The organism is Sphingobium xenophagum, from assembly GCF_002288285.1.
Taxonomy (GTDB): Bacteria; Pseudomonadota; Alphaproteobacteria; order Sphingomonadales; family Sphingomonadaceae; genus Sphingobium; species Sphingobium xenophagum.
The window spans coordinates 43,962-68,407 of the sequence record NZ_CP022745.1 but is presented as its reverse complement, the minus strand read 5'-3'; the positions used below and the strand labels follow the sequence as shown (position 1 = coordinate 68,407).

The following is a 24,446-nucleotide window of genomic DNA, read 5'->3' as shown; positions in this document are numbered from 1 at the left end:
GGATTGACCCATTTGCCGTTCGGCCCTTCGACAAGCTCAGGAGAGCGAAGTCGAAGCCGACCACTGAGCCGCAGGCGAAGTGCCTTCGCTCTGCTCAGGCTGGCCCTTCGACTTCGCTCAGGGCGAACGGAAATTGAAAGGGAGTGACCCGGATGGACGAGGAAATCGAGACGCTGGTGGTGCGGGTTCGGGCCGATACGCAGGGGTTGAGCCGGGACGTGGAGGCGATGCGGGCGGGGATTGAGGGGCCGCTGGGCGACGGGGCGGAGCGGGCCGGGCGAAGGATCGAGCAAGGGCTGTTGCGCGCGGTGCGGACGGGCAAGTTCGGTTTTGAGGATTTGCGGCGGATCGCCCTGTCCGTGCTGGACGAGATTGCGGGCAGCGCGTTGCGCGGGGCGATGGGCGGCAGTGGTGGCGGCGCTGGCGGGCTTGTCAATCTGGGTGCGTCGCTGCTGACGTCGGCATTGGGGCTGCCGGGACGGGCGACCGGCGGGCCGGTGGCGCCGGGGCGGGCCTATATGGTCGGCGAGCGCGGGCCGGAAATGTTCGTGCCGACGAGCAGCGGGCAAGTGGTGGCGCATGGCGGCGGCGCGCGCGATGTGCGGGTGAGCATTGCGGTGAATGGTCGCGGGCAGGAGAGCGAGGCGCGGCTGCTGGCGCGAAGCGCGCGGCAGGTGGCGCGGGCGGTGAAGGGGGCGCTGGGCTGATGGGGAAGCTGGACTATTGGCTGGCGGATGCGCGGCGGGGGCAGGAGACGCGCTGGATGAAGCGCTTTGCGCCGAGCCACTGGACCGTCAATTTTCCGCGCCCGATGATGGCGAGCGTGGTCACGACCGGGGCGGATGCCTTGCGGGTGGATGCGACCTTTTACGGGTCGGGCGATCTGGCGGGGCTGATCTGGGAGGCGGTGGACGGGTGGAGCCATCCCCTGCTGGCCTATGAGACGGCGCGGGATTTCAGGGCATGCGTGCTGCGGTTCCGGTGGCGGAGCGGCGGCCTGCGCACGCTGGACGAGACGCATGGGCCGACGCTGACGATCGAGGGGCGGGATGCGGCGGGCAATCCGCGCGCCTGGTATGTGCGGCTGTGGAATTATGCGAACGGTGGGCCGGAAGACGCGGTTATCACGCTGGATTTCGCGGCGCTGGAGGGCGGCTTCCTGTTGCCGGAGGAGGCCGATCCGGTGTGGGCGGGGGATGTGGACCGGATGTTCCTATCGCTGGTGCCGCCCGATTATGATGCGGGGGACACGCCCTTTGCCAGCGGGGTCGAGGGCTGGGCCGAACTGTCCGACATGGCGTGCGATGGGGCGGGTTCCGTGCTGGCGACAGGTGACATCATGGTGCCGGACCATGGGCTGGCGATGGCGACCGGCTATGACGACTGTTTCAACCAGACGCCCGAACGGGTGGTCGCGGCGATCCATGCGCTGGGCTATCGCGGGGCGATCAACCATTATGTGGGCATGAGCCATTATTTCCGGCTCGAACGGCCCGATCCTTCCAGCGCGGAGGGGCTGTACGTCAGTCTGACCGGCGGGGCGCTGAACGCGCCCTGCGCGGCATGGCACCGGGATTTTGCGCGCCGGGCGAAGGCGCTGGGCTTCGATGTCATCTGGTCGCTATCCTATGAACTGTTCGACGCGCATTGCTGGAACGACTGGAAGCAGCGGGCGGAGAATGGCGACCCGGCGCTGACCGGCTGGGTGCCGCCATCGACTTTGCTGTCGCCCGCGCATGGCGGAGCGATGGGATATGTGCAGGCCGTCGCAAGCGCCTTTGTTTCCATTGGGTTGGAAGTCGGTCTGCCGATCCTGTTTCAGGTCGGTGAGCCATGGTGGTGGGTCGTGCCGGGCGACGGGCGGATATGCATTTATGACGATGCGGCGCGGGCGGCCTTTGGCGGCAGTCCGGTGTCGATTGCGAGCATCTGGACGCCGCTGGACGAGGCGCAATGCGCTTTGCTGGATCAGGCGGGGGCGGTGCTGGCGGCGTCCACCGCGGCCTTATGCGCGGCCGTAAAGGCGGTCGCGCCGGGGGCGGTGACGCATTTGCTGGCCTATCTGCCGACGATATTGGACCCGCGCGCGCCGCAGGCCAAACGGGCGAACATGCCGCTGGGCTGGGCCGCGCCAGCCTTCGACGTGCTGCAACTGGAAGATTATGACTGGGTGACGGAGGAGCGGCCGGGGCTGACGGCGCGGGGCATAGAGCTTGCGACGGCGCGGCTGGGCTATCCGATCGAGGAGCAGCATTATTTTTCGGGCTTCGTGCTGTTGCCCGAACAGGCGGGCCAGTGGCGCGCGATTGCGGCGGCGGCGCAGGCGTCGGTGGACCGGGGGACGGCAGCGACCTTCATCTGGGCGCTGCCCCAGGCGTGCCGCGATGGCTTTACCGCGTTCAGGATCAATGGAGAGGGTGCGATGCAAGCCTTTGACGATATTGTCTTTCCGCTGGGCATAGGGCGCGAGGCAAGCCTGTCGCCCGCCTTTTCGACGCAGATCGTCGAAAGCCCGTCGGGGCATGAACGGCGCAGCAGCGACTGGGCGGATGCGCGGCTGTCCTTCGACGCGGGACCGGGGGTGCGGTCCGAGGCGGACATAGCGACGCTGATCGGCTTTTTCCGGGCGCGCCGGGGCGCGGCGCGGGGGTTCCGGTTCAGCGATCCCTATGACGATCGCAGCGGCGCGCCGGGGCAGGCGCCGGGGCCGATCGACCAGAGGCTGGGCGTGGGGGACGGGGTGCAGGCCTCGTTCCAGCTGATGCGCTATTATGGCGCGGGCGAGGATGCGCAGGCGCGGATCATCACCCGGCCGGTCGCAGGGACGATCCGGGTCGCGGCCGATGGCGTGGAGCTGACCAGCGGGTGGAGCCATGCGGGAATGGGGATCATCGCCTTTGACGAGGCGCCGGCGGCGGGCGTGCTGCTGACCGCTGGCTTTCGCTTCGACGTGCCGGTGCGCTTTGCCGAGGACCGGCTGGACATCAACCGCGCGACCTTTGCCGCCGGGGAAGCGCCGTCGGTGCCGCTGGTGGAGATACGCGAATGGGCATGATCGAGGCGCTGGAGCAGCCGCTGGTCACGCTGGCCTTTTGCTGGCGGATCGAGCGGCGGGACGGGGTGACGATCGGGTTGACGAGCCATGATCGCGATCTGGCGATCGGCGGGCTGACCTATCGCGCCGCGCCGGGGATGACGCCATCGGCGATCCGCAGCGGCATCGGGCTGGAGGGCGAGGATAGCGATCTGGCGGGGGCGCTTTCCAGCGATGCGATCAGCGAGGCGGATTTGATGGCGGGGCGCTGGGATGGCGCGGCGCTGGAAGTGTGGCTGACGCAGTGGGGGGCTTTGGGGGAAGCGCCGGGCGACCTGTGGCTGTCGCTGGCGCGGGGCGAGATTGGCGCGGTGGCGCGCAAGGGGGCGGCGTTCAGCGCGGAACTGATCGGCGCGGCGGCGGTGCTGGGGGCGGCGGTTGCGCCATCGACATCGCCCGATTGTCGCGCGACCCTGGGCGACCGGGCGTGCCGGGTGGACATGGCGGCGCGGCGGCGGGTGGTGAGCGTGTCGGGTGTGGACGGGGCGGTGGTCGCCGCGACCGGGCTGACGCCCGGCGACTATGCGTTCGGGACGTTGCGCTGGCTGGGCGGGGCGAATGTCGGGCTGGTGCAGGCCGTGGCGGACAATGGGGCGGACGCGGTGACGCTGGCCGATCCGCCAGCCTTTGCGGTGGCGGCGGGGACATTGGCGTTGCTGACGGAGGGGTGCGACCGGCAGATGGCGACCTGCGCCGGGCGCTTTGGCAATGGCGTGAATTTCCGGGGCGAACCCTATCTGCCGGGGATGGATCTGCTGACCCGCTATCCCGGCGCATGAGCGTGGTGGCGCGTGCGCGGGCGCTGGTCGGCGTGCCGTTCCGCCTGCATGGGCGCAGCGAGAGCGGTCTGGATTGTGTCGGGCTGGTCGCGCTGGCGCTGGGGCGGAATGCGCCCTGCGCCTATGGTTTGCGCAGTGGCGATGCCGGGCGGGCCGAAGGCTGGCTGCGGGCGGCTGGGCTGGTGCCGGTAGCAGGCGGCGCGCCGGGCGATGTTGCGCTGGTGCGGCCCGGTCCCCTGCAATTGCATCTGATGATCTGTGTGCCGGGCGGGTTCGTCCATGCCCATGCCGGGTTGCGACGGGTGGTCGAGATGCCGGGGCCATCGCCCTGGCCGGTGACGGGTTGGTGGGCCTTGATATGAACGTGCGCCCGCCTGCGCGGGAGCAGGATGCGTTTGGGGAGATTTTTATGGCGACAGTGGTGCTGAGCGCGGTGGGCACGGTGATTGGCGGGCCGATCGGCGGGGCTGTCGGCGCGCTGATCGGCAATGCGATCGACCATGCGGTGCTCTTCAAGCCCAAGGGGCGGGAAGGGCCGCGCCTGAATGAATTGCAGGTGCAGACGTCGAGTTACGGGACACAGGTGCCGCGGCTGTTCGGCACGATGCGGGTGGCGGGAACGGTGATCTGGGCGACCGATCTGCGCGAAACGAAAAGCAAGAGCGGCGGCGGCAAGGGGCGGCCGAGCGTGACCAGCTACAGCTATTCGGCGAGTTTTGCAGTCGCCTTGTCGGCGCGGGCGATCGGGTCGATCGGGCGGATATGGGCCGATGGCAATTTGCTGCGCGGGGCGGCGGGGGATTTCAAGAGCGCGCTGTCGGCTTTCCGGGTGCATGACGGCGGGGCGGATCAGGCGGTCGATCCGCTGATCGCCGCGGCGCAAGGCGTGGCGGTGACCCCGGCCCATCGGGGCATGGCCTATGTCGTGTTCGAGGATCTGGCGCTGGAGGATTATGGCAATCGTATCCCGTCGCTGACGTTCGAGGTGGTAGCGGATGCGCAAGCCGTGGCGATCGAGGCGATCGCGGCGGCGGTGAGTGACGGGCGGATCGGCGGGGCCGGGCTGGCCAGTATCGAGGGCTATGCCGCGAGCGGGGCGGACGTGCGCGAGGCTATCGCGCCGCTGGTCGAGTCGCATGGGCTGGCGTTGCAGGGGTTGCGGCTGACGGCGGCGGGCGAGAGCGCGGACGAGATCGGCGCGGCGGCGCTGGCGGCGCGGGTCAATGGACGGAGGATCGACGCGGTGGAACATGCTGGCGGGGCAGCCGACGCTGTGCCGGTGGCATTGTCGCTGCGCCATTATGATGCGGCGCGCGATTATCAGGCAGGCGTGCAGCGCGTGACGCGGCCGGGGCCGGGGCGGGCCGAGCGCGGGATCGAGCTGCCCGCGGTTCTGGCGGCGGATGCGGCGCGGGAACTGGCGGGGGCGCGGCTGGCAAGCGGCTGGACCGGGCGGGCGACGATGGTGATGCGCTGTGGCTGGGCCGCGCTGGGGCTGGAACCGGGCGAGGTGGTGCGGGTGAGCGATGTACCGGGACTATGGCGGATTGAGGAGCGGGAATGGGAGGCGATGGCGGTGCGGCTGTCGCTGCGGCGGGTGCCGGGGGCTGGCGGGGTGATGCCAGGCGGCGCTTCGTCCGGCGCGATCGTGCGGCAGGTGGATGCGCCCCATGGCGTCACGAGCCTGATGCTGGCCGACCTGCCGCGACTGACCGAGGGCGTGGCCGATGCGCCGCTGGTGATCGCGGCGGCCAGTGGCGGGCCGGGGTGGCGCAGCGCGGCGCTGTTTGCGATGAGCGGAACGGGCGAGGCGATACCGATCGGCCGGAGCGCGCCGCGGGCGGTGATGGGCGTGGCGGATCATGCTCTGCCACCGGGCAGCGTGACGATGGTGGACGGGCGCAATGCGCTGGACGTGACATTGCTGGCTGCGGACATGGCATTGTTGTCTGCGGACGAGCAAGGGTTGGCGCAGGGGCGCAACCTGTGTCTGGTGGGGCGCGAACTGATCCAGTTCGGCGCGGCGGTGCAGAACGGCGAGGCGCGCTATCGCCTGAGCGATTTGCGCCGGGGGTTGCGCGGGACCGAATGGGCGATGGACGCGCATGTGGCGGGCGAACCGTTCCTGCTGATCGAGGAAGAGCGACTCGCCGATCCGCTCGCGATGCTGGGCGTGGCGGGCGAGATTGGCGGGACGGTGCAATTGTCGGCGATCGGGCTGGGCGATGTGGAGCCTGTGGTGGCCGGCGTCGCCATCACCGGCGAGGCGCTGATGCCGCCTGCGCCCGTGCATGTGCGGGCGCAGGCGGACGGTGGCGGCTGGCAGATCGGCTGGACGCGGCGCAGCCGGGCGGGATGGCGATGGAGCAGCGGGGGCGACGTGCCGCTGGGCGAGGAGAGCGAACGCTATGCCGTGCGGGTGCTGAAGGGCGATGTCGTGGTGCGCAGCGCCGAGACGATCGCGCCCGGCTGGACCTATGATGCGGCGATGATCGCTGTCGACAGCGGCGCGGGGCATGACGGCGCGCTGAGCGTGGAGGTGCGGCAGGTCGGCACTTTTGCGACCGGGCGGGCAGCGACGGTCGCCATCGCGATCTGACACGGAAATTCAAGCATAGGGGAGCAAGCGTGATGGACATGACGGCGCGATGGGCGATGCCGATGCTGTTTGCCGGGCAGGCGCAGAAGGAAGTTTTTCACAATGAAGCGCTGGCGCGGATCGACGCGCTGCTGCACGGCAGGGTAGAGAGTGCGGATGTCGCAACGCCGCCCGAAACGCCGACGATCGGGCAATGCTGGATCGTGGCGGCGGGCGCGACCGGGGCTTGGGCGGAGCAGGCGGGCTGCATCGCTTGCTGGAGCGAGGGCGGCTGGCGGTTCGTCGCGCCGCGTGCCGGTCTGTCGATGGATGTCGCGGACCGGGGGCATGCGCTTTTTCATGACGGCAGCCTTTGGCGCGACGCATTATTGCGGAGCGACGGGCTGTATCTGGACGGGCAGAAAGTGGTCGGCGCGCGGCAGGCCGCGATCGCGGCACCCACGGACGGGGCGACGATTGACGTTGAGGCGCGCACTACACTGGGTGCTGTCCTAGTTGCTTTAAGGACACATGGGCTGATCGAAAGCTGAGTTTGGCAGAATTTACTTTTTATTGTCATGACCTCTGGCTATTGGAGCGATAAACCTTGCGATTAGCCTCGTAGCTGGCGCTCCCAGGCGCTACTGCGTTATTTTTGCAACGGTTTCACTATTTGTGGACTTGCCATGAAACTTTCTTCCCGATACAGGGTTTCAGCAGTCCTTCGTGACACTTTTGAAAGGGGAATTCAGATGCGGAAGCTTGCCCTCGCGGCTGCTCTTGCTACCACTGCTTTGGCCACCCCGGCTATGGCACGTGACGACAGCTGGTATGTCGGCGTTGACGCCGGTGTGCTGCTGGTCGAAGACCAGGACATGACTTTCTCGGCAGTGCCTGCCGGTGGCCGTCCGGTCCCTTCGATCGATTATCATAAGGGTTATGATTTCGACGCCAACATCGGCTATGATTTCGGCGGTTTCCGTCTGGAAGCCGAAGCCGCTTACAAGCGCGCAAAGATTGATCTCGACAAGACCGGTGGCGGTTTTGGCGGCGCGGCTTCGGCCCTGTCGTTCATGCTGAACGGCTTGCTCGACTTCGGTCCCGACGATGGCCTGCAGGGCTTTGTCGGCGGCGGCGTCGGCGTTTCGCGTGGCAAGGTTGCTTCGGACATCGTCAACGACAGCGATACGGGCTTTGCCTGGCAGGCAATCGCCGGTGTTCGCTATCCGGTGACCAACAATGTCGACGTTTCGCTGAAGTATCGCTTCTTCAACCAGGACGATATCAAGCTGATCCCGGCTTACACCACCCCTTACGGCGTTGCAGGTTCGACCGCCGACACCAAGCTGCGTACGCACAGCCTGTTGCTGGGTCTGACCTACAACTTCGGCGAACCGGCTGCTCCGCCGCCGCCTCCGCCGCCCCCGCCGCCGCCTCCCCCGCCGCCTCCGCCGCCGCCGCCTCCGCCGCCAGTGGCAGAGTGCAGCCCCGGACCGTACATCGTGTTCTTCGAATGGGACAAGTCGGACGTCACGCCTGACGCCGCCACCATTCTGGACAACGCGGTTTCGGCCTACAGCAACTGCGGCAGCGCCCAGGTCATGCTGGCGGGTTATGCGGACAAGTCGGGTTCGGCTTCGTATAACGTCGGCCTGTCGCAGCGTCGCGCTGACGCCGTCAAGGCTTACATGGCTTCGAAGGGCATCCCCGACGGCGTCATGACGACCCAGGCGTTCGGTGAATCGAACCCCCGCGTCGAAACCGCCGACGGTGTTCGCGAACTGCAGAACCGTCGCGTGGAAATCACCTACGGTCCGGGTTCGGGCATGTAAGAGACTTTTCCGTCCGCAAGGATGGAAAGCCGTTGAAGGGGCTGGTCGAAAGACCGGCCCCTTTTTCGTCGCGCTCCAGGTGACGTCGGCAGCGCGGGGTCGGGCGATTGGCGTTTGCGAAATGCACCAAGCCTTGTGTGCCTGACTTAGCCGGTACCGCGCGGATAGCGGGCAGGTATGGGCTTTCCTGGTCCCGGCATGGCTAAGGTCTTGGCCTACTGTGTGGCGCGGAACCATGTTCGTCTGTGTGACGGGCTGGGGGAGGCTGGATCAGGTTTTTAGGAATCTGCCGGGCGAAATCACAGTGACAGCCCCGTAATGATCGGCAACAAAAGCGAGGCTTCGGCGTTCGCTTTCATATTCGCCATCTCCGGGAGTGTATCATGAAATTTACCCCTATCCTGTTCGCGCTGCCGCTGGCCGTCGCTTTTTCAGCTTGCGCAACGACCGCGACACCCGCGGCTGCGCCGATGGCTGGCACCAAATTGATGGCAGCAGATGGATCGGCGCGCGGCACCGCCAGCGTTACCGAGGCGGCGGACGGGCTGCATGTGCTGGTCAAGGCGCAGGGGCTGACGCCGGGTATCCACGCCGTCCATGTGCATATGACTGGCGCCTGCACGGCACCGGATTTCACCAGTGCCGGAGGCCATTGGAACCCGACCGGGCGGCAACATGGCATGGATAACCCGGCGGGCAAGCATATGGGCGACATGCCCAACATGACGGTCGGAACGGACGGGACCGGTGCGATTGAATATGTCATCGCCGACGGGACGATCAGCAGCGGGGCGATGCCGTTGCTGGATGCCGATGGCGCGGCCGTGGTGATCCATGCAAAGGCCGACGACAATGTCAGCGACCCGGCTGGCAATGCCGGTGGACGGGTCGCCTGCGGTGTCCTGAAGGCGAGTTAATGATCGGATTTTGATATTTGCATGTCCATGCCAGTGCCATGGGTTGCAAATATCAGAACCAATTCATCAGTCCGGGCTGCCGGGGCCATAATCCTCAACGATCTGATAGTGTGCGCCATTGTTGCCGAGGCGGCTTTCGAACAGGGCGAAGCTGTCGATCGTGAAGGGTGGGCTGTTCAGCGCAGCGTGGGAAGCCAGGAAGGGGTCCACGAGAGCGCCGCTTCGCCCGAAGCGGGCGAGGGTGATGTGCGGCCAATAGGCGCGCTCTTCGGGTGGCTGACCCATGGCGACGCAGGCGCGATCGACCTTGCGATGCAGGCTGGCCAGCGGATCGCGCGGCTGGACCCCGGCCCAGAGCGTGTCGATGAGACCGCGACGATCAAACACCCCGACGCCCGCAATTCTGGCGTCGAACGGGGCGAAGCGGATGGTGCGCAGCGCGTCGGCAATGTCGCTCGCGCGGTGTCGATCGACCTCTCCGATGAAGCGCAGCGTCAGATGCAACTGATCGTCGCGTTGCCAGCGGGCGCCCGCGACCCCGCCCATCAGTGCAAGCAGTTGCGCGCGGTGGGCAGCCGGCGGGCGGATGGCGACGAACAGGCGATGCATGACGGGCCGACTATAGGCTTTACCGCGCGTTAGGCCAGTGCGGTTACGAGAGCGCTTGAATATCCGGCCATAAGCGCCGATAATGGAATCAGCGGCGACAATGACGCCGGCGAAGGAGAATTTTCATGGCCAACTGGTCCGATCCCCGTTCCAATATTGCGGGCTTTGGCGGCAATAGCGTCGCGCGGGGCGAGGCGTTCGACGCCGGTCTGCGCAGCTACATGCTGTCGGTCTATAATTATATGGCGAGCGGCGTTTTGCTGACGGGCATCGTCGCCGTGCTGTTTGCGTCGAGCGGGCTGGCCTATCAGGTGCTGGCTGGTCCCGGCATCCTGAAATATGTCATCATGTTTGCGCCTTTGGTGTTCGTGATGGTGCTGAGCTTTGGCATCAACCGGCTGTCGACGGTGGCGGCGCAGGGTCTGTTCTGGGCCTATGCGGCGGTGATGGGCCTGTCGCTCTCGTCCATCTTCCTGGTCTATACCGGCACCTCGATCGCCCAGACCTTCTTTGCGACGGCAGCCGCTTTTGCGGGGCTGAGCCTGTTTGGCTATACCACCAAGATGGATCTGTCGGGTTTCGGCACCTTCCTGATCATGGGCGTTGTTGGCCTGCTGGTCGCCAGCCTCATTAACCTGTTCCTGAAATCGAGCGCGATGGATCTGGTCATCAGCTTCATCGGTGTGCTGCTGTTCGCGGGCCTGACCGCCTATGACACGCAGAAGATCAAGAGCATCTACGCGCATGTCGCGGGCACGGACATGATGGGTAAATCGGTCGTCATGGGGGCGCTGAACCTCTATCTCGACTTCATCAACATGTTCCTGTTCCTGCTGCGCTTCATGGGCAATCGCGACTGATTGGCCTGGACAGCGAGATAAAGGAAGGCCCGGCGGAGACACCTCCGCCGGGCCTTTTTTGTACGAGTCTTGCGCCAATATCCGTTCGTTTCGAGCGCAGTCGAGAAATGAGGCGCGCCAGGCGCGAATGCTGCGCTGCTTGCTTCTCGACTACGCTCAAAGCGAACGGGGCGGGGGAGACTTAACCCTGGTTCTGCATCGCCGCGATCAGGGCGCCGTCGATCTCCTTTTGCCGCTTATAGGCGGGGCGCGCGCGCAGGCGTTCCGCATAGGCGGTGAAGGCGGGCCGCTCCGGCACGGTGCCGAAGGACAGGCCCCAATCAATCTGAGACCCCACATAGACGTCGGCGGCGGTGAACTGGTCGCCGCAAATCCATGCCTCGCCCGCCACCGCCTGTTCGAGCGTATTTAGCACGTCGTCGAGCGAGCCATAGCCTGCGGTCCGTTCGCGCCCTTCCGGCAGGACGAAGCCCATGGCGTTGTTGGTGATCGCGGCTTCGAGCGGCCCGGCCGCGAAGAAGAGCCAGCGATAATAGGCGCCGCGTGCTTGGGCTGGCGGGGCGAGGTTGGCGGCGGGGAAAGCATCGGCGAGATAGGCGCAGATGGCGGCACATTCGGTGACGATGGTACCGTTATGGACGATCGCGGGTACCTTGCCCATCGGGTTGATCGCGAGATAGTCGGGAGCCTTCATGGTCGTCGCATAGTCGAGCAGGACGGGGTCATAGGGGACGCCAACTTCCTCCAGCATCCAGCGGACGATCTGCCCGCGCGACATGGGGTTGGTGTAGAAGGTGAGGGTCATGACATATATCCTCTGCAATGACGGCGGCTGGAACATAACGAAAACATGATCGTGTGGCCAGACCGGATGGAGAGGGACTTCGGCGGCTATGCGCTATGGGTGCTGGAAGGTGCCGTCGCGCAGGAAATGCATGACCTGATCAGCGACCGGCCGCGTGTAGATCATGGCGGTGTGGGCGACGGGCATGACAATATGGTCGCTCTGCCCAGCGAGGTGGGTGGCGCGGACACTAACCTTGCCGTCGTTGGCCGCGCGAAATATCCGGTTGGATGTCATGCCGTTCATGGGCTTGTCGCCCGCAATGATTCCCAAAGGATAGTCGACGGTGCCCAACGTCGCCTCGATCGCTGGGAGCCGTCGGGTCCGCAGCAGGTCGCCGGCATGGTGGAGGATCGGGCGATTCAGTCGCAGACGATACAGAAGGTCGGCGATCTCACTGCCGCTATTGGGTGTGCCCAGCATGACGACGCGACCGAGCCGGATGGGACGATGGCGGGCGATATAAGCGCGCAATATGAGGCCGCCCATGGAATGACCTACGCCATGGATGCTGGCGGCATGGGCGATTGGCGACGCTGCGAGGCGATCGTGCAGATGGTCCAGCACGCGCTCGAGCGGCCAGCGCCAACTAGGGTAACCGACATTCGCGACGATGTAGCCGGCTTCACGCAAACGACGCGCGAGCAGGGCTGTCTGGAGATGATGGCCGCCGAAGCCGTGGAGGAGGATGACGCCTTCAGTCACCGACATTCCCGTCGTCATCGAGCGGTTCATATGTCCCGGTTTCGAAGTTGCGGAGCGTAGCAATGTCGGCTGTGCCGCCAATATAGAGGACGCCTCTTGGCTCAGTGGTCATGACATGGGTGTAGCCGCCTCGCGCCATATCCGACTTTAGCGCATCTACGCCTGAGACCCCAGCCTTCGCTGGGGTGACGGTGAGATTCATGTCTCCTTTACGGTGCTTGCACCCGTAAAGCCGCTATTCGGCTACCCACCTATATTGGGTTAGCGATCTGACCTCCTCTGCCATCGCCAACCTCGTTGCGTGGCGAGAGATGGATCCCCGCCTCCGCGGGGATGACGGGGTTGGGGGATTGGTGAGGTGGCATGAAAAAGGGCGGCCTTTGCGGCCGCCCTTTTCGTTTGCGACTGAAAGCGCGCTTATTTGGTGCCTTCCGGCGTCTTGGCCTTGCCGCCCTTCTTGCCCTTTTTGGGAGCGGCGGGGGTGATTTCGAAGGCCAGGGCCCCAACCCCATCGGTTTCTTTCATATGGACATGGACTTCGCCGCCATGGACCAGCTTGCCGAAGAGCAGTTCCTCCGCCAGCGGCTGCTTGATCTTTTCCTGCATCAGGCGACCCATCGGGCGGGCACCGTAGAGCTTGTCGTAGCCCTTCTTGGTGAGCCAGGCCTTCGCCTCTTCGTCCAGGGTGATGTGGACGTCGCGGTCGGCCAGTTGCAGTTCGAGTTGCAGCACGAACTTGTCGATGACGCGGGCGACGATTTCTGGCGGCAGATAGCCGAACGGCACGATCGCATCGAGACGGTTGCGGAATTCGGGGGTGAAGAGCTTTTTCACCGCGTCTTCCTGCACATCTTCGCGCGTGAGTTCGCCAAAGCCGATGCTTTCCTTCGCCATGTCCGACGCACCGGCATTGGTGGTCATGATGAGGATGGTGTTGCGGAAATCGACGGTCTTGCCGTGATGGTCGGTCAGGCGGCCATTATCCATCACCTGCAACAGGATGTTGAACAGGTCCGGGTGCGCCTTTTCGATTTCGTCGAGCAGCAGGACGCTGTGCGGTTGCTGGTCGACGGCATCGGTCAGGAGGCCGCCCTGATCATAGCCGACATAGCCCGGAGGCGCGCCGATCAGGCGGCTGACCGAATGGCGTTCCATATATTCCGACATGTCGAAACGCTGGAGCGGGATGCCGAGCAGGGTCGCAAGCTGACGCGCCACTTCCGTCTTGCCGACGCCGGTTGGGCCGGAGAAGAGATAGTTGCCGATCGGCTTGTCGGGATCACGCAGGCCCGCGCGCGACAGCTTGATCGCGCTGGATAGCACTTCGATCGCCTTGTCCTGGCCAAAGACGACGCGCTTCAGGTCCGTGGTCAGCGATTCCAGAACGCTCTTGTCATCGGACGACACGGTCTTGGGCGGGATGCGGGCCATGGTCGCTATGACCTGCTCGATCTCCCTGGGCGTGATCGTCTTCTTGCGCTTGGAGGGCACGACCAGCATCTGCATCGCGCCGACTTCGTCGATCACATCGATCGCCTTGTCGGGCAATTTGCGGTCGTTGATGTAGCGCGCGGACAGTTCCACCGCCGCCTTGATCGCGTCCGGCGTATATTTGACGTGGTGATGCTCCTCGAACGCCGAGCGCAGGCCAGCGAGGATCTTGATCGTATCCTCGACCGAGGGTTCGTTGACGTCGATCTTCTGGAAGCGCCGGAGCAGCGCCCGGTCCTTTTCGAAATGGTTGCGGAATTCCTTGTAGGTGGTCGAGCCGATGCAACGGATCGTGCCGCCGGACAAAGCGGGCTTCAGAAGGTTTGAGGCATCCATCGCGCCGCCACTGGTTGCGCCAGCGCCGATCACGGTGTGGATTTCGTCGATGAACAAGACGGCGTGCGGCAGCTTTTCCAGTTCGGTGACGACGGCCTTCAGCCGCTCTTCAAAATCGCCGCGATAGCGGGTGCCGGCCAGCAGCGCGCCCATGTCGAGCGAGTAGATGACGGCTTCCTTGAGCACGTCGGGCACTTCGCCTTCGATGATCTTGCGCGCCAGACCTTCGGCGATCGCGGTCTTGCCGACGCCGGGATCGCCGACATAGAGCGGGTTGTTCTTCGACCGGCGGCACAGGATCTGGATCGTGCGATCAACCTCCGATGCGCGGCCGATGAGGGGGTCTACCTTGCCCCGCTCCGCCTTTTCATTCAGGTTGACGGTGAACTGATCGAGGGCGCTGTCCTTCTTACCCTTGCCGTCCTGCACCTTCTTCTCCTCTTCGGCTGCCCCCTTGGTCTCCTGACGCTCAGGCGTGGGCGTACCCTTGCCGACGCCATGGCTGATGAAGCTCACGGCATCGAGACGGCTCATATCCTGCTGTTGCAGGAAATAGACGGCGTAGCTTTCACGTTCGGAAAAGAGCGCGACGAGGACGTTGGCCCCGGTCACTTCATCCTTGCCGGAGGATTGTACGTGGAGGATGGCGCGCTGGACCACGCGCTGAAAACCGCTGGTGGGGGAGGGGTCGCTCGCCCCTTCGACCTTGAGGCTGTCCAGTTCGGTATCGAGATATTGGGTGACGGCATCACCCAGCTCGCCGATTTCGACGCCGCATGCCTGCATCACCTTCGACGCATGTTCATCGTCGATCAGCGCCAGCAGAAGATGCTCCAGCGTCGCATATTCATGCTTGCGTTCCGACGCATGGGTCAGCGCATTGTGCAAGGTGGTTTCCAGAGCGGGTGCGAAAGAAGGCATGTCTGTTCTACTCCTGGCCCGATGAGAGGGCGGTATTGAACCTTATGTCGGCATTGCTCGACGCCGGATCAAGACGCGCGCCTTGACCTGCGGAATTGCCAGACTGACCGTGCCCGGTAGAACCCTTCGTCAGGGTGCGTGGGGCAAGGCGCGGGTTCATCGCTTGAATAACGCCTCGGCTATTGCCTTATGGTTAACGGCGTATTCCATTTTCGCTTCTGTTCGCGCTATTTCCGCCTTCAGGGCGGCGATGCGGGCGTCCAGTTCAGCCACGGACAAAGGGTCCAGATCCTGCATCAGCAGCCGGGCCAGTGGATCGTCAGCCCGGTGAGGGAGATCATCATCCTTGTCCATGAACGGTAATGTTGACCCTGCGGGCCACTCTGTCAATAAGGGCGCGCATTCCGCCGGTCGATTTTGGTGCGATGCAGCATGAGCAGGTTTTGGGGGGAAGCGACGATGGCCGATGGCAACCGCGTACCGGGCGAGATGATGGCGATCGCCATTCCCGTGCCGGGTGGGCCTGATGCGCTGGTGCCGCAGACGCGGCCAGTGCCGGTACCGGGCGATGACGAGGTGCTGATCCGCGTGGCCGCCGCCGGGGTGAACCGGCCCGACGTGCTGCAACGGCAGGGCAAATATCCGCCGCCGCCCGGCGCTTCGGACATTCCGGGGCTGGAAGTATCCGGCACGATCGTGGCGGCCGGGCAGGGCGGCGAGTTGCTGATCGGGCAGCGCGTCTGTGCGCTGCTGGCCGGGGGCGGTTATGCGGAATATGCCCTGGCGCCCGCGGGGCAATGCCTGCCGGTGCCGGAGAGCTATGACCTGATCGAGGCGGCGGCGCTGCCGGAGACATTGTTTACCGTATGGACCAACTTGTTCGAGCGCGCCTATGCGGTGGGCGGCGACACGGTGCTGGTGCATGGCGGGACCAGCGGGATCGGCACCATGGCGATCCGGCTGTGCAACCTGTTCGACGTGAAGATCATCGTCACCTGCGGATCGGACGAGAAATGCGCGGCCGCCAGGGCATGGGGCGCGGACGAGGCGATCAATTACAAGACCCAGGATTATGTCGCGGAAGTGAAGCGGATCACCGGCGGGCAGGGCGTTCAGGCGGTGCTGGACATGGTGGGCGGCGACTATCTGCCGCGCAACCTGGAGTGCCTGGCCGAGGATGGGCGGCATGTGTCGATCGCGGTGCTGGGCGGGGCGAAGGCGGACGTGTTTATTCCGGCCATCATGCAGCGGCGGCTGACACTGACCGGATCGACGCTGCGGGCGCGGTCGGTGGGCTTCAAGAGCCTGGTCGCGGACGAACTGGTGCGGACGGTGTGGTCCTTCGTCGAAGACGGCAAGCTGCGCCCGGCGATGGACCAGCGGTTCGCGCTGGCGGACGCAGCCAAGGCGCATGCGCGGATGGATGCGGGCGAGCATTTCGGCAAGATTGTGCTGGTGGTTTGAGGGGGCGTGGAGCTGGCGGCGTAGGCTAAACGCGCTTCCCGCAGCATGAAGACCGTGCAGGACGTCGTTCCTATCCCCACGTCATGCTGAACTTGTTTCAGCATCTATTTCTCGTCACAAGCGGAGGCTCATGGCGCGCGATGGATGCTGAAACAAGTTCAGCATGACGAAGTGAAATTCAGCATGACGAAGTGAAATGACGCGCCTTCAATCTGTGATAGCTCCGTCCCGTGGGCGGGAGGGGAGCTGTAAAACCCACGCAAACCGTAGCATTTCCGTCATATTCGCTTCGGAACTGTAACATTGCGGCGGTAGGGAACCGGTCCTGAGGGCATCAGTCTTTGGGGATCGCATCATGAACGCCATCACGCGCCTGCCATTTCTGGCGGACCTGCCGGAGGACGGCGCCGAGCCATTTTCCGTACCCGAACGGACGCAGGGCGAGCGCCGCCGGTTTCGCACCATCTGGATCTCCGACATCCACCTTGGCACGCGCGGATGCAATGCGGCGATGCTGATCGATTTCCTCGACAATGTGGACAGCGACACCATCTATCTGGTGGGCGACATCATTGACGGATGGCGGCTGAAGAAGCGCTTTTACTGGCCCGCCAGCCATAATGACGTGGTGTGGCGGCTGATGAAGCGGGCCAAGCGCGGCACGCGGGTCGTCTATATTCCCGGCAATCATGACGAGATGTTCCGCCAGTTCACCGGCATGAATTTCGGTGGCGTGGAAATCCGGCGCAAGGCGATCCACATGACGGCCGACGGGCGCAAGCTGCTGGTGCTGCATGGCGATGAATTCGACACGATCATGCTGGCGCATCGCTGGTTGGCCTTTGTCGGCGACGCCGCCTACACCACGCTGATGCGGCTGAATGTCGTGGTCAATGCGGTGCGGCAGCGCATGGGCCTGCCCTATTGGTCGCTCAGCAAGATGGCCAAGCACAAGGTCAAGAACGCCGTATCCTTCATTTCCCAATTTGAGGAAGTGGTCGCCCATGAAGCGGGCGCGCGGGGCGTGGATGGCGTGGTATGCGGGCATATCCATAATGCCGAAATGCGTGAGATTGCCGGCGTCGCTTATTATAATGATGGCGACTGGGTGGAAGGCTGCACCGCGCTGGTCGAGCATGAGTGCGGGCGGATGGAAGTGCTGCACTGGGCCGATGAAATCGCCGCGCGGACGCAGGGGCAGCAGGGCGAACGGGCGCGGATGGCGGCTTAAGAATTCAAGCAGTCGTGCTCCCGCGAAGGCGGGAGTCCAGTCCAAACGTCTGAACTGGGTTCCCGCCTGCGCGGGAACACGCGGGATTAGGGCGAGATGACGGAGTGATCCCATGCGCATTATGATCGTCACTGATGCATGGACGCCGCAGGTCAATGGCGTGGTGCGCACGCTCCAGACGATCCGGGCGGAACTGGAGGCGATGGGGCATGAGGTTCGGGTGCTTTCGCCTGATCTGTACGGGTCCATTCCCTGCCCGACCTATCCCGAAATAAGGCTGGCGCTGGTGCGACCGGGCGTGGTGGGGCAGGCGATCGCCGCCTTCCAGCCCGAAGCCGTGCATCTGGCGACGGAAGGGCCGCTGTGCCTGGCGGCGCGGCGCTGGTGCCTGCGCAGCGGCGTGCCGTTCACCACCGCCTATCACACCCATTTCCCCGATTATGTGGCGCAGCGCACCGGGCTGCCACCGGCCTGGTTCTGGCGCTATATCCGCTGGTTTCACGGCCCGGCGCAGGCGGTGCTGGTGTCGACCGGATCGGTGCGCGCGCAACTGCGCGCCCATGGGCTGCACAATGTATTGCCATGGGGCCGGGGCGTGGACCTGAGCGCCTTTACGCCGGACGCGCAGCCGCCCGCCCTGTTCGCCGATCTGCCCCGGCCGATCATGCTGGCGGTTGGCCGGGTGGCGGTGGAGAAGAATCTGGAAGCCTTTCTGGCGACCGATCATCCCGGCACCAAGGTGGTCGTCGGCGACGGCCCGGCGCGCGCATCGCTGGAGCGGCGCTATCCCGAAGCGCTGTTCATGGGGCCATTGTTCGGCGAGACGCTGGCGGGAGCCTATGCCGGGGCCGATGTGTTCGTTTTCCCCAGCCGTACCGACACGTTCGGCCTGGTGATGATAGAGGCGCTGGCCTGCGGCACGCCGGTCGCGGCCTATCCCGTCACCGGGCCGGTCGATATTGTGACCCCCGAATGCGGCGCGCTGTCGGAGGATCTGGGGCAGGCGATCGCCACTGCGCTGGCCTGCGACCGGGCGGCCTGTGCCGCCTATGGCCGCAGCTTTAGCTGGGAACGCAGCGCGCGCGAGTTCCTGGCGGGACTGCACACCATCGACCGGTTGGGGCTGGACAGCGCGGCCTGACGCTTTTCCTTGCTCGAACGGGCATGATCGACTATCTCCAGACGGTCGCGGCCGCCCTGCTTGGGCGGCCCTTATCGTTTTTGTGCCGGAGAATGTTCCCGTGTCCCAGCCACTCATGCCCCATGCGACCGCCAGCTGGCTGGTCGACAACAGCGCTCTGAGCTTTGAACAGATTGCGGAATTTTGCGGGCTTCACATCCTGGAAGTGCAGGCGATCGCCGATGATACCGCCAGCACCAAATATACCGGCCGTGACCCGGTGCGCGCCCATGAAATCACGATGGAAGAAATCCACAAGGGCGAACAGAATCCCGACTATAAGCTGAAGATGCTGAAAGGCCCGGAGCCTGTCCGCCGTACCAAGGGGCCGCGCTACACGCCGGTGTCGAAGCGCCAGGACAAGCCCGATGGCATCGCCTGGATCCTGCGCAACCACCCCGAAGTGTCCGACGGCGCGATCGGCAAGCTGATCGGCACTACCCGCACCACCATCGCGGCGATCCGCGACCGCACCCACTGGAATATTTCCAATATCACGCCCAAAGACCCGGTGACGCTGGGTCTGTGTTCGCAGCGCGAACTGGACGCTCTGGTGGCCAAGACCGCCAAGAAGCTGGGCATTGAGGCGCCGGCCGATTCGCGGCTGGATGGCGACCGTGCGGCGCTGATCGAGGAGCTGCGGCGCGAGCGTGACGACAACGCCCGGCGCGCTGATGAGGCGCTGCGCAGCGAGGCGGAACTGATTTCGGGCATCGCCACGATCCTTGATCCGTTCAGCAACAACAAGGGCAGCGTTTGATGCCGTAGCGTCATTGGGCGACTGGCCGTAAGTCGCCGCAATGCAGCATTTTTTCGGGGCCGCGCCGGGCAATCGGCGCGGCCTTTTTGCTGAGGTTGACGCTTGCGTAAAGTGACCGTTGGCCATAGACTTCCCCCATGGAGAGCATAGAGAAAATCTGGCGGGAGCATTATCAGCACCCCACCGTATGGGAACGAACATTCCCCCCTTTGTCGATGGGTGAGATGGTCACCAGCAGCGCGCTGGCCCACCCCGATGCACCGATGATCGACTTCATGGGTCGCCGGTTCAGCTATGGCACGATGTTCGGGCAAATCCGCCGCATTGCATGCGGTTTGCAGGCAATGGGGGTGCAGAAGGGCGACCGGGTCGGCCTGTATCTGCCCAACACGCCCCATTATGTCGCGGCCTATTATGGCGCGCTGATCGCTGGCGCGATCGTCGTCAATTTCTCCCCCCTCTACACCGCTGCCGAACTGGAACATCAGGTCGAGGATAGCGGGACGAAAATCCTGTTCACCCTGTCGGCCAAGGCGCTGCTTCCTACCGCGCTGGAAGTGCTGGAGCATAGCAGCCTGGAGAAGCTGGTCGTCGGATCGGTGGCGGAGATGCTGCCCCCGGTCAAATCCCTGCTCTTCCGCCTGTTCAAGGCGAGCGAGTCCGTGCCCTTGCCGGACGATCCGCGCGTGCTGCGCTATGACAGGCTGATCGCCAATGCGGGCGACTGCACGGTGCCCTCGATCGACCCGGAGCGGGACATCGCCCTGCTGCAATATACAGGCGGGACGACAGGCACGCCCAAGGGGGCGATGCTGACCCATCAGAATCTGACCGCCAATGCGCGACAGGCGCAGGCGATCGACCCGCACGCGAATGAGGAAGATCGCATCATCGCGGTGCTGCCCTTCTTCCATGTGTTCGCCAATACCTGCACGCTCAACCGCACCGTGATCAATGGCGGCGAGATGGTCATGCTGCCCCGTTTCGACGCAGCGCAGGTGCTGGCGGCGGTGCAGCGGGTCAAGGCGACATCGCTGCCGGGCGTGCCGACCATGTTCCAGGCGCTGCTGGATCATCCAGCGATCCGCAACATCGACTTTTCGTCGCTGCGGGCCTGTATTTCGGGCGGTGCGCCGCTGCCGCTGGAAGTGCGGCAACGGTTCGAGGCGGCGACGGGCGCCAAGCTGATCGAAGGTTATGGCCTCACCGAAACCAGCCCGATCGTCTGTTCCAATCCCTATGAGGGGCTGAACAAGACCGGGACGGTGGGACAGCCGGTGCCGGGGACGCGGGTGAAGCTGGTGGATCGCGAAGACCCCACCAGGCCGCCGCCGCCGGGCGAACCGGGCGAATTGCTGTTCGCCGGGCCGCAGATCATGAAAGGCTATTGGAACCGGCCGGATGCCGACGCCGATGTCTTTATCGGCGATTTCATCCGCACCGGCGATGTGGGCGAGATTGACGAGGATGGTTATGTCCGCATCGTCGACCGATTGAAGGACATGATCGCCGTTGGCGGCTTCAAAGTGTTTCCGAGCCAGGTCGAGGCGGTCCTCTACCATCATCCGATGGTCAAAGAAGCGTTGGTCATCGGCATTCCCGACCGTTATCGCGGCGAACAGCCCAAGGCGTTCGTGACGCTGGCCGAGGATGCGGAGATTGACGGCGCGGCGTTGAAGGACTGGCTCAATCCGCAACTGGGCAAGCATGAACGGGTGTGCGAGGTCGAGGTGCGGCTGAACCTGCCCCGCACGCTGGTCGGCAAGCTATCGCGCAAGGAACTGGTCGCCGAGGAACGCGCGAAAGCGGCCGCGCGCGCTGCGGAGGCTGGAACAGCGGCCTGAGCCTTCCTATCTGCATGTCCAAGCATTGCTCCCGCCACCGTTCGGACGAATGGCGGCGGGACTAATCAGGTTTGGAAGGAATAATCATGGCGCAGGAAATCGCGACGCTGGCAGGTGGATGCTTCTGGTGCACCGAGGCGGTGTATCAGAATCTGAAAGGCGTGAGCGCTGTCGAGAGCGGCTATATTGGCGGGGAGCGGCCCAACCCGACCTATGAACAGGTCTGTTCCGGCACGACCGGCCATGCCGAGGCGATCCGCGTCAGTTTCGATCCCGACGTGATCAGCTATGCCGATCTGCTCGACATTTTCTTTGCGACGCATAACCCGACGACGCTGAACCGGCAGGGCAATGATGTCGGCACCCAATATCGATCCGCCATCTTTCCCCATTCGCCCGCGCAGGAGGCCGAGGCGAAAGCCGCGATCGGCCGGGCGCAGCCAGACCATGCCGACGCAATCGTCACCACGATCGAGCCGGACGGCCCCTGGTATCCGGCGGAGGATTATCATCAGCAATATTGGGATCGGGTCGGCGATCGCAATCCCTATTGCATGGCGGTGATCCCGCCCAAGCTCGCGAAGCTGCGCAAGGGCTTTGCCGAAAAAATGGACGCCTGATTTTCCGCGACGTGCTTTACCGCTTTTTGTAGCCAGCTTAGGCTATGGTTAAGATGGGCTATGCCAGTAGGGCGGCGAACCACGTCGGGGGACTGAAGATGAACAAGATGATGATGCTGGCCGCGCCGCTGATGCTGCTGGCTCTGCCCGGCTGTATTGCCAAGACGGCGCTGGACATCGCCACCATGCCGGTGCGCGCGGGCGCGCAGGCGGCGGACTGGGCGACGACCAGCCAGGACGAGGCCGACCGCAATTATGGTCGCAAGATGCGCGAGCAGGAAGCGCGCGATGGCAAGGCGCGCAAGAAGGCGGACAAGGAACGCCGCCGCCAGTGCAGGGATGCCGGCTACGACAATTGCGATTAAACACCGACTTTCGACTGCAATCACGAGCCCCGCAGGTGGAATTGCGCCGCTCTAAGCCGCCGCGCGTTTCAGCCGGTCGTTGATCGCCGCGCCTATCCCATCATCGGGGATGGGGGCGACGGCGATGCGCTGCTGCGCGCTCGCGTCGGCGATGTGCAGCGCGGCGAAGAGATTGGCCGCCGCCTCCCGCACGTCCGCCTCCGGGCTGAGATTGATGTGGCAGGGCATCAGGCCAAAGCCGATCAGATATTCGTCCCGCTCCGCCCGCATGGCGTCGAGCCGTACCGGCTTGGACGGCGCATAATGGCTTTCCAACTGGCCGGGCGCTTCGATCTTCGTTTCTCCCTTGCCGATCAGGACGGGCAGGCCGGTCGCTTCTTCCAGCATCGCCGCCGTCACTGAACCGGGGCGCAGCAGCCGCACATGATCATGCTCCGGCGCGGCGATGGTCGATTCCACGCCCTCGCTGGTTGGCCCTTCATCCAATATCAAGCGCACCCGGCCATTGAGGCTGGCCAGCACATGCTCGGCCCGTGTCGGGCTGATCGACCCGCTGCGATTGGCCGATGGCGCGGCAAGGGGGCGTCCGCTTTCGCGGATCAGCGCGCGCATCGCGGGGTGCGCTGGCAAGCGCAGCGCCACGGTGGGCAGCCCCGCCATCACCAGCGGGGACAGGCCGCTATCGGCCCGGACCGGCAGGACCAGCGTCAATGGTCCCGGCCAGAAACGATCCGCCAGACTGTTGGCGACGGGCGAGAAATCCGCCAGCCGCTGCGCCATCGCCCGGTCGGCGACATGGACGATCAGTGGATTGAAACTCGGTCGCCCCTTGGCGCTGTAGATGGCGGCGACGGCGTGGCTGTCGGTTGCATCGGCGGCCAGGCCATAGACGGTTTCGGTGGGCACCGCGACTGGCTCACCAGCGCGGATCAGCAACGCCGCCTCGCGCAGGGATTCTGCGCCGTAGCGGCAGGATCGGGTGGAATAGGCTGGATTTGGGATGGTCACGGCCCCCGCGATATAGACGGCGAACCGACCGAGTAAAAGGCCATTGCGTCAGTCGCATGACATGGGCTGACGAGTGGAGCCGATGCGAGGCGCGCCATGGCTTGCCGCGCTGTCGCTCGCCCGGTAAGTCCCCGCCATGACCGACGATCTCCTCATCCGCATTGCCGAGGCGCTGGAGCGGCTCGCGCCGCCGCCCGCGCCGTCCGCCGATCTTGCCGCGTCGCCTGCTTATGTATGGGACGGTCGGGCCATCCGGGCGGTGGAGGCATTCGCGCCGGTGGATTACAACCTGCTGACCGGGATCGACGCGCAAAAGGGCGCGCTGCTCGACAATAGCCGCCGTCATGCGGCGGGCCACGCGGCGCATGACGTGCTGCTATGGGGTGCGCGCGGGACGGGCAAGTCGGCGGTGGTGGCGTCCGTCGTCGGCCAGTTGCAGGGGGAGGGGCGGGACATCGCCCTGCTGCAATGCGCGATCGACGAACTGGCGAGCCTGCCCGCGCTATTCTCTCTGCTGCGCGGCACGAACCGGCCCTTCATCCTGTTCCTCGACGATCTGGGCTTTGACGAAGGGGTGGGCGATGCCCGGTCGCTGCGTTCCTTGTTGCAGGGGGGCACGGCGGCGCGTCCTGCCAATGTGCGGCTCTATGTGACGTCCAACCGCCGCCATATCGTGCCCCGGCATCTGTCGGAGCAGGATGACCCGATCAATCCGCGCGATGTGGTGGATGACCGGATGGCGCTGTCTGATCGGTTCGGTTTGAGCCTGGGCTTCCATGCGCTTGACCAGGACGCCTATGTCGCGATCGTGCGCGGCTATGCGGACAAGCTTGGCATCGGCTTCGATCCGATGGAGGCGGTCCAATGGTCGACCCAGCGCGGCAGTCGGTCGGGGCGGGTGGCATGGCAATATGTCGTCGAACTGGCGGGGCGCAACGGGTTGAAAGTCTAGCGGCAAAACCATCCTCCCCTTGCAGGGGAGGTGGCTGGCCGCAGGCCAGACGGAGG

The 24,446-nt window shown here is 64.9% G+C and carries 24 protein-coding genes; 17 read left to right on the top strand and 7 right to left on the bottom strand.

Translation table 11 applies throughout. The annotated features are described in order from the left end of the window. Positions 1-152 precede the first annotated feature (152 nt). The 8 genes from CJD35_RS00320 to CJD35_RS00285 all read left to right on the top strand — a co-directional run bounded on the left by CJD35_RS00320 (position 153) and on the right by CJD35_RS00285 (position 9,200). Positions 153-707 carry a hypothetical protein gene (locus CJD35_RS00320; protein ID WP_017184504.1) on the top strand — a complete coding sequence of 185 codons (555 nt, stop codon included), beginning with the start codon at positions 153-155 and terminating at the stop codon, positions 705-707. Next, a complete protein-coding gene (locus CJD35_RS00315; RefSeq protein WP_017184503.1) occupies positions 707-3,055 on the top strand; it encodes a DUF2460 domain-containing protein in 2,349 nt (782 codons plus the stop codon). Before CJD35_RS00320 ends, CJD35_RS00315 begins: the two co-directional genes overlap by 1 nt. Then, positions 3,046-3,873, top strand: coding sequence for a DUF2163 domain-containing protein (locus tag CJD35_RS00310; RefSeq protein ID WP_037515197.1), 828 nt, complete (start codon positions 3,046-3,048; stop codon positions 3,871-3,873). The genes CJD35_RS00315 and CJD35_RS00310 overlap by 10 nt, the downstream gene beginning before the upstream one ends. Then, positions 3,870-4,235 carry an NlpC/P60 family protein gene (locus tag CJD35_RS00305; protein ID WP_017184501.1) on the top strand — a complete coding sequence of 122 codons (366 nt, stop codon included), beginning with the start codon at positions 3,870-3,872 and terminating at the stop codon, positions 4,233-4,235. The genes CJD35_RS00310 and CJD35_RS00305 overlap by 4 nt, the downstream gene beginning before the upstream one ends. A gap of 47 nt (positions 4,236-4,282) precedes the next feature. After that, complete coding sequence (locus CJD35_RS00300; protein WP_026002645.1) at positions 4,283-6,472, top strand: phage tail protein; 2,190 nt, start codon at positions 4,283-4,285, stop codon at positions 6,470-6,472. Between the two features lie 32 nt (positions 6,473-6,504). Continuing rightward, positions 6,505-7,002 carry a DUF2793 domain-containing protein gene (locus CJD35_RS00295; RefSeq protein WP_017184499.1) on the top strand — a complete coding sequence of 166 codons (498 nt, stop codon included), beginning with the start codon at positions 6,505-6,507 and terminating at the stop codon, positions 7,000-7,002. 201 nt (positions 7,003-7,203) lie between these two features. Further along, positions 7,204-8,283 carry an OmpA family protein gene (locus CJD35_RS00290; RefSeq protein ID WP_026149594.1) on the top strand — a complete coding sequence of 360 codons (1,080 nt, stop codon included), beginning with the start codon at positions 7,204-7,206 and terminating at the stop codon, positions 8,281-8,283. A 383-nt stretch (positions 8,284-8,666) separates the two neighbouring features. Further along, positions 8,667-9,200, top strand: a complete 534-nt coding sequence (locus CJD35_RS00285) for a superoxide dismutase family protein (protein WP_017184497.1) — start codon at positions 8,667-8,669, stop codon at positions 9,198-9,200. A gap of 66 nt (positions 9,201-9,266) precedes the next feature. Here the strand turns inward: CJD35_RS00285 and thpR are convergent, their stop codons facing one another. Then, on the bottom strand, positions 9,267-9,809 hold the full coding sequence (gene thpR / locus CJD35_RS00280) for an RNA 2',3'-cyclic phosphodiesterase (protein ID WP_017184496.1): 543 nt from the start codon (positions 9,807-9,809) through the stop codon (positions 9,267-9,269). A gap of 125 nt (positions 9,810-9,934) precedes the next feature. Here thpR and CJD35_RS00275 point away from each other — a divergent pair, with 125 nt between their 5' ends. Further along, on the top strand, positions 9,935-10,669 hold the full coding sequence (locus tag CJD35_RS00275; RefSeq protein WP_095686735.1) for a Bax inhibitor-1/YccA family protein: 735 nt from the start codon (positions 9,935-9,937) through the stop codon (positions 10,667-10,669). Positions 10,670-10,850: 181 nt separating this feature from the next. Here CJD35_RS00275 and CJD35_RS00270 read toward each other — a convergent pair whose 3' ends face one another. From CJD35_RS00270 to CJD35_RS00250, 5 genes are all read right to left on the bottom strand, one after another. Further along, positions 10,851-11,474 carry a glutathione S-transferase family protein gene (locus CJD35_RS00270; RefSeq protein ID WP_026002643.1) on the bottom strand — a complete coding sequence of 208 codons (624 nt, stop codon included), beginning with the start codon at positions 11,472-11,474 and terminating at the stop codon, positions 10,851-10,853. A 93-nt stretch (positions 11,475-11,567) separates the two neighbouring features. Further along, positions 11,568-12,224: an esterase/lipase family protein gene (locus CJD35_RS00265; protein ID WP_017184493.1), complete on the bottom strand. Its 657-nt coding sequence runs from the start codon at positions 12,222-12,224 to the stop codon at positions 11,568-11,570. Next, the gene (locus CJD35_RS00260) at positions 12,211-12,420 is read right to left on the bottom strand and encodes a GIY-YIG nuclease family protein (protein WP_017184492.1); all 210 of its coding nucleotides are present in this window, start codon (positions 12,418-12,420) and stop codon (positions 12,211-12,213) included. The genes CJD35_RS00265 and CJD35_RS00260 overlap by 14 nt, the downstream gene beginning before the upstream one ends. 215 nt (positions 12,421-12,635) lie before the next feature. Further along, entirely contained in the window at positions 12,636-14,966 is a 2,331-nt protein-coding gene (gene clpA, locus CJD35_RS00255) for an ATP-dependent Clp protease ATP-binding subunit ClpA (protein WP_019052618.1), read from the bottom strand. Positions 14,967-15,122: 156 nt separating this feature from the next. After that, on the bottom strand, positions 15,123-15,320 hold the full coding sequence (locus tag CJD35_RS00250; protein ID WP_017182772.1) for a DUF1192 domain-containing protein: 198 nt from the start codon (positions 15,318-15,320) through the stop codon (positions 15,123-15,125). 78 nt (positions 15,321-15,398) lie between these two features. Between CJD35_RS00250 and CJD35_RS00245 the strand changes: the two genes are divergently transcribed. The 7 genes from CJD35_RS00245 to CJD35_RS00215 all read left to right on the top strand — a co-directional run bounded on the left by CJD35_RS00245 (position 15,399) and on the right by CJD35_RS00215 (position 22,430). Next, complete coding sequence (locus tag CJD35_RS00245) at positions 15,399-16,430, top strand: NAD(P)H-quinone oxidoreductase (protein WP_174703635.1); 1,032 nt, start codon at positions 15,399-15,401, stop codon at positions 16,428-16,430. Positions 16,431-16,785: 355 nt separating this feature from the next. Continuing rightward, positions 16,786-17,661, top strand: a complete 876-nt coding sequence (locus CJD35_RS00240; protein ID WP_017182774.1) for a UDP-2,3-diacylglucosamine diphosphatase — start codon at positions 16,786-16,788, stop codon at positions 17,659-17,661. 112 nt (positions 17,662-17,773) lie between these two features. Further along, positions 17,774-18,802 carry a glycosyltransferase family 4 protein gene (locus tag CJD35_RS00235; protein WP_017182775.1) on the top strand — a complete coding sequence of 343 codons (1,029 nt, stop codon included), beginning with the start codon at positions 17,774-17,776 and terminating at the stop codon, positions 18,800-18,802. 115 nt (positions 18,803-18,917) lie between these two features. Further along, complete coding sequence (locus tag CJD35_RS00230; RefSeq protein ID WP_017182776.1) at positions 18,918-19,601, top strand: DUF1013 domain-containing protein; 684 nt, start codon at positions 18,918-18,920, stop codon at positions 19,599-19,601. 137 nt (positions 19,602-19,738) lie between these two features. Further along, positions 19,739-21,445, top strand: a complete 1,707-nt coding sequence (locus tag CJD35_RS00225) for an AMP-binding protein (protein WP_026002322.1) — start codon at positions 19,739-19,741, stop codon at positions 21,443-21,445. An 86-nt stretch (positions 21,446-21,531) separates the two neighbouring features. Beyond that, positions 21,532-22,065, top strand: a complete 534-nt coding sequence (msrA, locus tag CJD35_RS00220) for a peptide-methionine (S)-S-oxide reductase MsrA (RefSeq protein WP_017182778.1) — start codon at positions 21,532-21,534, stop codon at positions 22,063-22,065. Positions 22,066-22,163: 98 nt separating this feature from the next. Further along, complete coding sequence (locus CJD35_RS00215) at positions 22,164-22,430, top strand: hypothetical protein (RefSeq protein ID WP_017182779.1); 267 nt, start codon at positions 22,164-22,166, stop codon at positions 22,428-22,430. 51 nt (positions 22,431-22,481) lie between these two features. On the opposite strand, the gene CJD35_RS00210 is transcribed toward CJD35_RS00215, so the two are convergent. Beyond that, complete coding sequence (locus CJD35_RS00210; RefSeq protein WP_017182780.1) at positions 22,482-23,438, bottom strand: L-threonylcarbamoyladenylate synthase; 957 nt, start codon at positions 23,436-23,438, stop codon at positions 22,482-22,484. A 136-nt stretch (positions 23,439-23,574) separates the two neighbouring features. Here CJD35_RS00210 and CJD35_RS00205 point away from each other — a divergent pair, with 136 nt between their 5' ends. After that, positions 23,575-24,390 carry an ATP-binding protein gene (locus CJD35_RS00205; protein WP_017182781.1) on the top strand — a complete coding sequence of 272 codons (816 nt, stop codon included), beginning with the start codon at positions 23,575-23,577 and terminating at the stop codon, positions 24,388-24,390. The last annotated feature ends 56 nt before the right edge of the window (positions 24,391-24,446 follow it).